Genomic DNA, 11,551 nt, shown 5'->3' with positions numbered 1-11,551 from the left:
GGCGGCGGTTCTGCGACAGCGTCGAGGCATCGAACACACCATCGGTCAGCTTCATCCTCAGAAACCAGCGATAGGCGACATTGACCTCGATCTCGCGCACCAGCTGACGTTCCGAGCGGATGCCGAACAGGTAGCCGATGAACAAAGCCTTGAACATCAAGGTCGGATCGAGCGCCGGGCGGCCGTTGTCGGCGCAGTAAAGTCCGGCAACCCGATCATGGATAAAGGAGAAGTCTATCACCGCATCGATCTTGCGAAGCAGATGATCCTTGGGCACCAGGCTGTCGAGCGTTACCATCTCGAGAGCCGTCTGGGACGGAGCAGGTTTCTTCAACATGACCCACTGAATCACAAACCCCTGAACAAGGCCAGGGGTTTGTCAACAGTCTGAGCCCGCCAGATGGCGGGCTTTTTATTTCATGCTTATCCGCGCAGCACGCCGCCGGTCTGCTTGGCCACACTGGCCACGACCTGCTTCGACAGTGCTTCCAGATCTTCATCCGTCAATGTGCGGTCCTGCGGCTGCAGCAGCACTTCAACCGCGATCGACTTCTTGCCTTCACCTAGCGATGCGCCGGTGAAGATATCGAAGACCTGAACGCCAACAATTAGCTTCTTGTCAGCCGACGAAACTGCCTTCACGACATTTCCAGCTTCCACATCTGCATCCACCACAAACGCAAAATCGCGCTTGAGGCTCTGGAACTGCGAGAGGTTCAAAGCCGGCTTGGTGCGCGTGGACTTTGCCTTCGGCTCAGGGACCGCATCAATATAGACTTCAAAGCCGCAAAGCGTGCCCGAAACATCGAGTGCTTCCAGCGTATCCGGATGGAACTCGCCGAAATAGCCCAAGACGACCTTCGGTCCGAGCTTCAACGTGCCCGAACGACCCGGATGGAACCATTCAGGACCACCAGCTTCGATCTGGATGCGGTCAACCGGAGCGCCAGCAGCTTCAAGTGCTGCCAGTGCATCAGCCTTGGCATCGAAGACGCCGACGGGAGCCGCATTGCCAGCCCAGAAACGGCCCGAGCCATCAACCTTGGCTGTACCGCGGCGCACGCCACCCGCCACGCGACGCTGCTTGTCTGGCGTATCGCCTTCATAGATTCCCGAAACCTCGAACAGTGCCGTATCGCCGAAACCGCGATCCGCATTGCGCTGTGCTGCGACCAGCAGGCCCGGCAGAAGCGAAGGACGCATGTCCGACATATCGGCGGCAATCGGGTTCGCCAGCTTCAGTTCCGGCTTGCCACCACCAAAAGCTTTGGCTTGCACGTCGGAAATGAAGGAATAGGTCACGGCTTCCATCATGCCGCGCGAAGCGAGCATGCGGCGGGAATGGCGGGTTCTGATTTGCAAGGTTGTCAGAATACGACCATTGACCGTGCCAAGCCCCGGCAGCGGCTGCGGGTCGATCTGGTTGATGCCATGAATGCGCATCACTTCTTCAACGAGGTCGGCCTTGCCTTCCACGTCGCCACGCCACGTCGGAACGGTGGCCTTGATAACCTTGCCGTCGCCTTCGACACCGAAGCCGAGACGCTTCAGGATATCCAGCGCGTTATCGTAGGTAACCTCGATACCCGTCAGGCGCTTAACTTCCGATACCGGGAAATCGATCACGCGCGGCGTAGGCTTGCTATATCCAACCACGTCGAGAACGGTTGGCTGACCGCCGCAAAGTTCCAGCACCAATCTGGTTGCAATTTCCGCACCCGGAACCATCATTTCCGGATCGACGCCACGCTCGAAACGATAGCGCGCATCGGTGACGATGCCGAGTTCGCGGCCCGTGCGTGCAATCATACGCGGGTCCCAGAGAGCCGATTCGATCAACACATCGGTGGTGTTTTCATCGCAACCGGAATGCTCGCCGCCCATGATACCGGCGATCGATTCGGGACCGTTTTCATCGGCAATCACATACATGCCCGGCTTGAACTTATAATCACGCTGATCGAGGCCGAGAATGGTTTCGCTATCCTTTGCCAGACGCACCGTCAAATTGCCCTTAACCTTGGCAGCGTCGAAGACGTGCAGCGGACGGCCCTGATCGAAGGTCACATAATTGGTGATGTCGACCAGCGCATTGATCGGACGCAGGCCGATGGCCTTCAGACGCTGCTGCATCCATTTGGGGCTTGGGCCATTTTTCACGCCCTTGACCATGCGCAGTGCAAAACCAGTGCAGAACGGGTTCTCGGCCTCCTGATCCAGAATGACCTTGACCGGGGTTTCCCCTTCACCCTTGACGGCGTTTGGCAGCGTGTTCTTGAGCGTGCCGAGACCAGCAGCAGCAAGATCACGTGCAATGCCATGAATGCCGGTGCAATCGGCACGGTTCGGCGTCAGGCCAATCTCGATCACCGCATCGTCCAGTCCGACATAGGTCGCGAAGCTGGTGCCAACCGGAGCGTCTTCCGGGAGGTCGATGATGCCATTGTGCTCGTCGGAAAGCTCCAGCTCACGCTCGGAACACATCATACCGAAACTTTCAACACCGCGAATCTTGCCGATGGAAAGCGTGACATCGAGGCCCGGCACGTAGTCGCCCGGACGACCCAGAACGCCGACCAGACCGGGACGTGCATTCGGTGCGCCGCAAACGACCTGAACCGGTTTGCCGTCGCCCGTATCGACGGAAAGCACGCGCAGCTTGTCGGCATCCGGATGTTGAACGGCTGTCAGGACCTTGGCAATCTTGAAGGCCTTGAAAGCAGCGCGGTCGTCCACCGATTCCACTTCCAGACCAATATCGGTCAGCTTTTCGACGATTTGTTCCAGCGTCGCATCGGTTTCAAGGTGATCCTTGAGCCAGGAAAGCGTGAATTTCATTTGTCTTGTCCCTTCCTGTCCTTAAGCGCTCAGTCCGCCGAAAAGCGTCGGAATGTCGAGCGGACGGAAACCGTAATGTTCGATCCAGCGCACATCGGCGTCAAAGAAAGCGCGCAGATCAGGCATGCCATATTTCAGCATGGCGATGCGGTCGATGCCCATGCCCCATGCAAAGCCCTGATAGACGTCCGGGTCGTAGCCGGAAGCGCGCAGCACATTCGGATGCACCATGCCGCAGCCCAGAATTTCGAGCCAGTCATTGCCCTCGCCGAACTTCACATGCGGACCGGAACGGTCGCACTGAATATCAACCTCGACCGATGGCTCAGTGAACGGGAAGAAGCTCGGACGCATACGCATCTTGACCGAAGGCACTTCGAAGAAGGATTTGCAGAACTCTTCCAGCACCCACTTCATATTGGCGACATTGGCCGACTTATCGACAACCAGACCTTCGACCTGATGGAACATCGGCGAATGGGTGGCGTCAGAGTCCATGCGATAGGTCTTGCCCGGAATGACGATGCGGATCGGCTCGTCGCGGCCTTCCTTGTCACGGATGGCCGCGAACTTCTCCATCGTGTGCACCTGCACCGGCGAGGTGTGCGTGCGCAGAAGCTTGCGCTCGCCCTTCTCGTCTGCATTGAAGAAGAAGGTGTCGTGCATTTCGCGCGCCGGATGGCCTTCAGGAAAGTTCAGCGCCGTGAAATTGTAATAATCGGTTTCGATATCCGGACCTTCGGCGATCGAGAAACCCATATCGGCGAAGATTGCGGTGATCTCATCGATGACCTGTGAAATCGGATGAATGCGACCGCGCGATGCAGCGCTTTCACGCACCGGCAGCGTCACATCGACCTTTTCACGCTCAAGGCGAGCGGCAATCGCTTGCTTACGCAGTTCCGTCTTGCGCTCGGTCAGCGCTTCGGTAACCCGGTTCTTCAAGCCGTTGATCGCCGGTCCCTGCGCCTGGCGCTCTTCCGGCGTCATGCTGCCCAGTGTCTTCAGCTTTTCCGAAACTGAGCCCTTCTTGCCAAGAGCGGCGACGCGCACGGCTTCAATGGCAGGCTCGTCAGCCGCCGCCGCGATGTCTTCGAGAATCTGCCGTTCGAGTTGTTCTAGATCACTCATTGTTTAAATCCCTGTCGTGCCTGCGGCACTCCACGCCTCTTGTTTTGAGTTACCTGTTGCGCCTGCAGCGCTCCACATAGTTGCTTTGCAGCCAAAGAAGCGTTGTCGTTACTCTCTTTGGCCTGATTGGTGAGACGCATCAAGATTGGCGTCAAAAAATTCCATCGCCTGCAAAAGCCGTCTTCCATCGCCGCCGAGAAAAATGCGGCGGAACAGCCTCAGCGGCGCGATGGTAAATCGGAAGAAGCCGACAATTTTCTTCAATTCCGGAATCACGTCAGCGGGCGCAACCGCACGATAGGCTGCGAATGTCTGCTGCGGTGTCCCCGCAAGACGCGCCTGCGCCGTGATCTGGAAAAACAGAAGCCAGACATCGCGCGCCTGCGCGGCAGCAAGCGGCATGACAGTTTCCGGCTCCTCCTCGAAATCCAGGAAGCCGGCAACACCGTTTTTCTCGAAAAAATCGCGCGGATGCGGACGCCCATGGCAGAGTCCGGCAGCATGGGCCTCACCCAACGCGCGGGCGCAATGCACCAAGCGTGCATCATGGCCCTGCGGATCATTGCGACGCAAATGGTCAAGCTGGTCCTGGATAATCGGCGCGACATCGCTCAGAACCATCACCGCCCCTTGGTGGTAGACGATCCTGGGAACCTGAAAGCCTGCCTGCAGAAAAGCGCTCATCTTGCGCTCTTCGCGGTCGGCCATGTCTGCTTCTCCAACATCCTTCGGGCTGCGCAGGAACGGATAGGGAAGAAGCGGCGAAATGAGACTGTGCAGACGCTTCGGAAATGGGCGCCTTTCTGCATCGTAGCGCTTGATCCAGACACGATGACCACCGATGACGGCGCTGGAAATGCGCTTGCCCCGGCTCTGGACAAGCAGAACCAGCAGGCTGCGGAGATCATCCGCATCCAGATCCAGTCTCAACTTGCCCGGTTCATCCTTCATGCCCGCTTTGAATCCTTAAAACGAGAAAACCCGCGCCAGCCGAGCCAGCGCGGGTCCCCAAATTATCGATACTGCTTGGGAAAGGCGGCTGGCTTAGCGGACAGCGCCTTCAAAAGCGTTCGGCGTCTCGGTGTTCTTGAGGTACTCGAGAGCCTTCTTTGCCGATGCAACCAGCGCACCGAATGCATCCGGTTCGTGGATTGCGATGTCGGACAGAACCTTGCGGTCGATCTCGATGCCAGCCTTGGCAAGACCGTCGATGAAACGGCCATAGGTCAGGCCCTGCTCGCGGACAGCAGCGTTGATGCGCTGGATCCAGAGAGCGCGGAACGAGCGCTTGCGGTTCTTGCGGTCGCGGTAAGCATACTGCTTCGAACGGTCAACTGCAGCCTTGGCGGTGCGGATGGTGTTCTTGCGACGGCCACGGAAACCAGCAGCCTGATCCAGAACCTTCTTGTGCTTTGCGTGGGCGGTAACGCCGCGTTTTACGCGTGCCATGTTATGATCTCCTTCTCAGACTAATCTTAGAGGCCGTTCGGCAGGAACTGCTTCACGATCTTTGCATCGGCATCGGCGAGAACCATGGTGCCGCGTGCATCGCGAATGAACTTGTTCGAACGCTTGATCATGCCATGACGCTTACCAGCAGCTGCGGCCTTGATTTTGCCGGTGCCGGTGATCTTGAACCGCTTCTTGGCGGCCGATTTGGTCTTCATCTTGGGCATTTTGCTACTCCTTCTTTGCGATCCCCTCGTACCTCCGGCACTCGACGCCTCTTGCGTGGCGTCCGGTCATGCCTGATGCGGATGGGAACCTAGTTTTACTTCCGAACTGACCAAGCCCGAAAAGCATACGAAACCGCCACGGCATGCCCTGCCGGGCGGTTCGAACGCGGCCTTATAGGCTCAAAGACCGCAAAACGCAATGCCCGAATTGGACTGAATCGCAACTGGAACGTCAGTAAAGCCACAGAAGTACCGGCAGGACGTGAATGTCCTGCAGATATTCCACGAACTCGAAAAACGGATAGGCCACGAAGAACACCAGGCCGTCCTGAAAAGTGCGATAAATCCGGTCAGGCCGAACGATCAGTTCCTTGTCGTCGCGAAACAGCGAAAACTTCGGAAAGAAACGCGGAACGCTCGCACAATAGGCTTCATAAGGCTTGCCGAAATTCTGCTTGAGAAATTTCTCTTCCGTCCGGATGACAACCGAGAAAGCGAGATAACAAAGCACGCCGAAGGCGATCGCAATGATGATGCTGCCGGTCTGCGCGCCGATACCCATCGCGCCGATGCTGCTGAAGACATAAAGTGGATTGCGCGTGACCGAATACGGTCCGCTCTGCACGATTTCCGCGCTCTTGCGCCCGCCGATATAGAGCGTGCACCACATGCGTCCGATGATGGCCGCGACGATCAGACTGAGGCCGAACGCCTCGATATATTCATGAAAATGGCCGGTCGATTGCGAGCTGACAAAAAGCAGCGCCACGACCAGAAGCACCACGACGGCGCCGATCGCAAGACGCCGACGCTGCTGATACTTACCCAATTCGCCCAAAGTCTTCATTGCGATTCCATGATCCAATTTGCCTGGCCAAAAGAAAAGCCGCCCGAAGGCGGCTTTTCCAAGGCATTTCGAAATGCTCAGCGCGGAGCGAGAACCATCATCATCTGACGGCCTTCAAGCTTCGGCTCGGACTCAACCTTGGCGATTTCGACAGTGTCTTCCTTGACGCGCTGCAAAAGCTTCATGCCAAGTTCCTGGTGCGCCATTTCACGTCCACGGAAACGCAAGGTAACCTTGACCTTGTCGCCTTCCTCAAAGAAACGCAGAGCAGCCTTCATCTTCACCTCATAGTCATGAGTGTCGATGTTCGGTCGCATCTTGATTTCCTTGATTTCAACCGTTTTCTGCTTCTTGCGCGCTTCGGCGGCCTTTTTCTGATTCTGATACTTCAGCTTGCCGAGGTCGACGATCTTGCAAACCGGAGGCTCTGCGTTCGGCACGATCTCGACGAGATCGAGACCTGCTTCTTCAGCCATGGCGATAGCTTCCTGAATGGAAACATCACCGTGGTTCTGGCCTTCGGCATCGATAAGCTGAACCCGGGGAACCCGGATATCACGGTTGGAGCGCGGTCCGTCTTTCTGAACCGGCGTCGCTCTGAAGGGTCGGCGAATGGTCGTTATCTCCTGAATTGTTACGTCTCATGCGGTCGGATACTTGCTGCCAGACGGCATATCCCCAATCAAACCGCAGTTGATCGCGGAAATGTCGTCAAGCGGGCGGCGAAGTCAATAGCATCTTTGACAGGAAAAATCACCCCCGCGTGATAAACGTTCTTTTTGTTGTCATTTCGCGACGGACAAGCGGCATATCGGTCACATTTGCCGTCATTTCAAGGGCCTCGCCCCACATGCGGGTTTTCTCTCTTTTGCGAACATGCAAAAACACTACCGGAAAATGAGGAGATTTGTCATGAGCGTTGCGGGGCCGGAATTCATCGACGTGGACGGAGCGAAAATCGCCCTGCGTTACAGAGCCGGAAGCAAATCTCCCGGTGTGGTCTGGCTCGGCGGCTATCGGTCCGACATGCTGGGCACCAAGGCGGTCGTCCTCGATAAATGGGCAGCTGAGACCGGGCACAGCGCACTCAGGCTCGATTATTCCGGCCACGGCGAATCCGGCGGCGATTTCAATCAAGGCACCATCTCGCGCTGGCTGAACGAAAGCCTCGCCGTCTATCGCAAATATGCCAAAAGTCCGCAGATTCTGGTCGGCTCCTCAATGGGTGGCTGGATCGCGCTGCGCATGGCGCAGGAGCTCAAGAAGGAAGGGAACCCGCCTGCCGGGATCGTCCTGATCGCACCTGCTCCGGATTTTACGGCTGTGCTTGTGGAGCCCACACTTTCCGACGCGCAGAAAAACGACCTTCAGGACAAGGGTTATTTCGAAGAACCCTCCGAATATTCGCCCAATCCTTATGTCTATACCCGTGCGCTGATCGAGGACGGACGGAAGAACCTGATTCTCAAGGGTATCATCGAGACCGGCTGTCCGGTTCATATCCTGCAAGGCATGCAGGACCCCGATGTTCCCTACAAGCATGCGCTGACGCTGGTGGAACACCTGCCCGTCGATGACGTGACCCTGACACTGGTGCGCGACGGGGATCATCGCCTGTCGCGACCGCAGGATCTCGATCTTCTGATCCGCACCGTATCCGGTCTGGCGGAACGCATCGGCGAAAAATCATAACGGAGCGAAATCATGCGGTTTTCGGTTTTCGCTTCCTCAGCGGTTGCGGCCATTGTCGGTTTCGGCGGCACGCTGGCACTCATCATTGCCGCAGCGCAGGTGCTGGGCGCCACACAGGCCGAAACTGCAAGCTGGGTGACGGCGATTTGCCTTGCGATTGCCGCCTCATCCGCCTGGCTCAGCATTCGCTACAAGATGCCGATCATCGCAGCCTGGTCTACACCGGGGCTGGCGCTGATCGGCGCCAGTGCCGGTTTCACCATGCCGGAAGCGGTTGGCGCATTCATCGTGACGGCACTCGCACTAGTCGCCACCGGACTGATCCGCCAATTGTCGGTGCTTGTTTCCCGCATTCCCGCATCCGTCGCATCAGGTATGCTTGCAGGTGTACTGCTGAGTTTCGTCATTGCCGCTGCCAAGACGGTGCCCGGCGACCCGGTTTTCGTCCTGCCGCTGGTAGCGCTGTTCTTTATTATCCGCCTGTTCAACCCGTCGCTCGCCGTCATCGCCGTTCTGGTGATCGGGATGATCTTCGCGCTCGCCACTGGGCGCTCACCAGCCCTGCCCGCGCCTGAAATCTCCACACTCACCCTCATCTGGCCAGAGTTCCACATGGGTGCGATGATCGGCATCGCGATCCCGCTTTATCTGGTGACCATGGCCTCGCAAAACCTGCCGGGTTTCGCCGTACTGCGTGCTTCAGGCTATGAGCCGCCAACCAGCGCCTGCCTGCGCGTAACCGGTCTGTTTTCACTGCTGACGGCTCCTTTTGGCGCTTCTACCACCAATCTGGCCGCGATTTCGGCGGCACTCTGCACCAATCCCGATGCACATCCCGATCACACCAAGCGCTGGCTTACCGGTCCGGTCTATGCCGCGATCTATGTGGTGTTCGCCCTCTTCGGGGCGTCACTGGTCGCAATCTTTGCCGTATTACCCGTAACGCTCATCGCCCTTGTTGCCGGGCTTGCCCTGACAGGCCCGTTCATCAACGCCATGTCATTGGCGCTGAAGGATGAACATGAGCGTCTTGCGGCGACCATAACTTTTGCCGTGACGGCCTCCGGCATGGCATTTTTCGGCGTCGGCTCTGCCTTCTGGGCACTGATCGCCGGGCTTGCCGTCACTTTTCTCGAACATTTTCGCAAAAAAATTTCGAATTAATCACATTGGTTAGCAGAAGCGTGGCCTGAATCCGCAAGTTGCATTCTTGAAAAGCCGCAATCTTTTCACCACGTCGAAGTCAAGCCGCCAGAACAAAATGCTCGCATAGGGCGGGCTGGCAGGCCTTGGTTTTGCGCATGTTGCCGGACGATGTCGAACGGTTGAATGGCATGCGCTTTTCGACGGAGCAGACCATGACCAATACTGCATTGATCCGCCCGGCATGGACGCCAGCCACGATTGCGCTGATGGTGCTCGGCTTTATCCTGTTCTGGCCGCTTGGCCTTGCCATGCTGGCCTATATCCTCTGGGGCGACCGCCTCGAAGGATTCAAGCGCGGCGTGAACGAGAAGACCGATTCCATGTTCGGATCGTTCCGCAACTGCCGCAAGGGCGAAAGCTTCAACTTCGGTAGCACCACCGGCAACGAGGCTTTTGACGACTGGCGCCGCGCCGAGCTGGAACGACTGGCCGAAGAACGCCGCAAGCTTGAAGAAGCACGCGCCGAATTCGAGGCCTATGCTGCAGAACTTCGCCGCGCTCGCGATAAGGAAGAATTCGACCGCTTCATGGCTGAACGCCGTGCGGCCTCGAAGAAGACGCCTGCCCCGCGCGCGAAAGGCGGCAAGGACGACATCACCGATCTTTGATAAGGTATAACACCCTGAAATCTCTTGAAACGGCGCGGTTTGGCTGCGCCGTTTCGGTCAAAAGAGCAATTTTTTCTGGCTTTTTAAGCGAATCGCTTATTCTTAAGCGATGGGCTTATCCTTTCTTCGGCAAATCAGCGGTAAAGGGGCATCCGCTGGAACGACAACCGTTCGCAGCGAACGTATCCATGCGGTCGCCGGACGCGAACTTCCCTTACGTGTTTTCGAGAATCCGCGTGCCAAACGACTGACCCTGCGTATCGAAGCAGGCGGCAAGGGACTGCGCATTACGGTTCCGCCCGGCCTTCCCGAGCGCGAGGTACTGAGCTTCCTCAACCGCCATGAAGGCTGGATCGAAAGCCGCATTGCAAAACTGCCCGACCAGCCAGGCGTGCGCGCCGGTATCAAAATCCCCTTGCGTGGCGTGCCACACAAGATCGTGCACCAGCCCGGGCGCGGCACCACACAGCTTCTCGCAGGCAATATTCTGCTCGTTCATGGCGATCCGGCACATCTGCCGCGCCGCGTTGCCGATCACATCAAGCGCGAAGTGAAGCGCGAGATCGAGGCGCTTGTCGTCCGTCACACCGCGGCTGTCGGCCGCAAGGCCAAGGCAGTGCGCTTCAAGGATACGAAGAGCCGCTGGGGGTCGTGTACCTCGGACGGCATCCTTTCTTTCTCCTGGCGCATCGGCATGGCCCCTGCCCCGGTGATCAATTATCTTGTTGCCCATGAGGTGGCCCATCTCATCGAGATGAACCATGGGCCGAAATTCTGGAAACTCTGCCATGAGCTTTGCCCCGACACAGAGCGCTGCAAGGCTTGGCTGAAGCGCAATGGCAGCGCATTACAGGCTATCGACTTCACATGACCGCATCCATACTGACCGCCGCCAAGGTGCTGTGGGATTATCACTGCATCTATGATCCGCTGGAAACTGCCGATGTTATTATCGGGCTTGGCAGCTACGATCCACGCGTTGCCGAGAGAGCAGCCGATCTGTTTCTGGCCGGCATGGCGACGTGGCTGGTGTTCACCGGCAAAAGCGGTCACTGGACGGACAAGCTCTACAAGGCAAGTGAAGCAGAAACTTTTGCTGAAATCGCAATCAGGCGCGGCGTGCCCGAAGAAGCGATCACCATCGAACCCAATGCCACCAATATCGGCGAAAATATAAGATTCAGTCGCGAACGGCTTGCACCCGGTGCAATCAGCGCCATCCTTGTGACCAAGCCGCAGACCCAGCGCCGCGTTCTGGCGACCGTGGCCCGGCAATGGCCGGAAGCACGCGCAAGCATCACCGCGCCGCTCGTATCATTCGAAGACCAGCCAACGGCAGATCATCCGGTCGAAATGCTTATCAGCGAGATGACCGGCGATCTTCAACGCATTCTGGAATATCCCGCCAGGGGCTATCAGATCGCGCAGGCTGTTCCCCTTGAGGTCATGGAGGCGTATGATTTTCTGATCGCACAGGGTTTTGACGGCCATCCGATCTCCGAATAGGTCGACAATGGACGGAATAACTTGAGTAGACCCCGGAATTATGCGAC

13 protein-coding genes are annotated in these 11,551 nt (G+C 57.6%); 5 read left to right on the top strand and 8 right to left on the bottom strand.

The genetic code is table 11. From position 1 onward, the window contains the following. The 8 genes from AAE521_RS22770 to infC all read right to left on the bottom strand — a co-directional run. Nucleotides 1-337 (bottom strand): transposase (locus tag AAE521_RS22770; RefSeq protein WP_342062575.1); only part of this gene is annotated, 337 nt, incomplete at its 3' end. 86 nt (nt 338-423) lie between these two features. Further along, nucleotides 424-2,838 (bottom strand): phenylalanine--tRNA ligase subunit beta, encoded by a 2,415-nt coding sequence (gene pheT / locus AAE521_RS22765; protein WP_342062574.1) that lies wholly within the window; start codon nt 2,836-2,838, stop codon nt 424-426. A gap of 21 nt (nt 2,839-2,859) precedes the next feature. Then, entirely contained in the window at nt 2,860-3,969 is a 1,110-nt protein-coding gene (pheS, locus tag AAE521_RS22760; protein WP_010657703.1) for a phenylalanine--tRNA ligase subunit alpha, read from the bottom strand. A 108-nt stretch (nt 3,970-4,077) separates the two neighbouring features. Continuing rightward, nucleotides 4,078-4,920 (bottom strand): BUD32 family EKC/KEOPS complex subunit, encoded by an 843-nt coding sequence (locus AAE521_RS22755; protein WP_342062573.1) that lies wholly within the window; start codon nt 4,918-4,920, stop codon nt 4,078-4,080. Between the two features lie 93 nt (nt 4,921-5,013). Next, on the bottom strand, nt 5,014-5,418 hold the full coding sequence (gene rplT, locus AAE521_RS22750) for a 50S ribosomal protein L20 (protein ID WP_006468099.1): 405 nt from the start codon (nt 5,416-5,418) through the stop codon (nt 5,014-5,016). A gap of 26 nt (nt 5,419-5,444) precedes the next feature. Next, nucleotides 5,445-5,645: a 50S ribosomal protein L35 gene (gene rpmI, locus AAE521_RS22745; protein ID WP_006473268.1), complete on the bottom strand. Its 201-nt coding sequence runs from the start codon at nt 5,643-5,645 to the stop codon at nt 5,445-5,447. Nucleotides 5,646-5,877: 232 nt separating this feature from the next. Further along, nucleotides 5,878-6,492: a methyltransferase family protein gene (locus AAE521_RS22740; protein WP_342062572.1), complete on the bottom strand. Its 615-nt coding sequence runs from the start codon at nt 6,490-6,492 to the stop codon at nt 5,878-5,880. A gap of 77 nt (nt 6,493-6,569) precedes the next feature. Then, nucleotides 6,570-7,106 carry a translation initiation factor IF-3 gene (gene infC / locus AAE521_RS22735; protein WP_012091035.1) on the bottom strand — a complete coding sequence of 179 codons (537 nt, stop codon included), beginning with the start codon at nt 7,104-7,106 and terminating at the stop codon, nt 6,570-6,572. A 298-nt stretch (nt 7,107-7,404) separates the two neighbouring features. Here infC and AAE521_RS22730 point away from each other — a divergent pair, with 298 nt between their 5' ends. From AAE521_RS22730 to AAE521_RS22710, 5 genes are all read left to right on the top strand, one after another. Continuing rightward, nucleotides 7,405-8,184: an alpha/beta hydrolase gene (locus AAE521_RS22730; protein ID WP_342062571.1), complete on the top strand. Its 780-nt coding sequence runs from the start codon at nt 7,405-7,407 to the stop codon at nt 8,182-8,184. A gap of 12 nt (nt 8,185-8,196) precedes the next feature. Beyond that, the gene (locus AAE521_RS22725; RefSeq protein WP_071632106.1) at nt 8,197-9,348 is read left to right on the top strand and encodes a benzoate/H(+) symporter BenE family transporter; all 1,152 of its coding nucleotides are present in this window, start codon (nt 8,197-8,199) and stop codon (nt 9,346-9,348) included. A gap of 194 nt (nt 9,349-9,542) precedes the next feature. Continuing rightward, nucleotides 9,543-9,998, top strand: a complete 456-nt coding sequence (locus AAE521_RS22720; protein WP_010657696.1) for a DUF2852 domain-containing protein — start codon at nt 9,543-9,545, stop codon at nt 9,996-9,998. A gap of 109 nt (nt 9,999-10,107) precedes the next feature. Continuing rightward, complete coding sequence (locus AAE521_RS22715) at nt 10,108-10,869, top strand: M48 family metallopeptidase (RefSeq protein WP_342062570.1); 762 nt, start codon at nt 10,108-10,110, stop codon at nt 10,867-10,869. Then, nucleotides 10,866-11,504, top strand: coding sequence for a YdcF family protein (locus AAE521_RS22710; RefSeq protein WP_342062569.1), 639 nt, complete (start codon nt 10,866-10,868; stop codon nt 11,502-11,504). The genes AAE521_RS22715 and AAE521_RS22710 overlap by 4 nt, the downstream gene beginning before the upstream one ends. Nucleotides 11,505-11,551: the final 47 nt, after the last annotated feature.

Origin of the sequence: Brucella cytisi, assembly GCF_038433355.1 — a bacterium.
GTDB lineage: Bacteria > Pseudomonadota > Alphaproteobacteria > Rhizobiales > Rhizobiaceae > Brucella > Brucella cytisi.
This window is presented reverse-complemented; position numbering and strand designations above follow the sequence as displayed.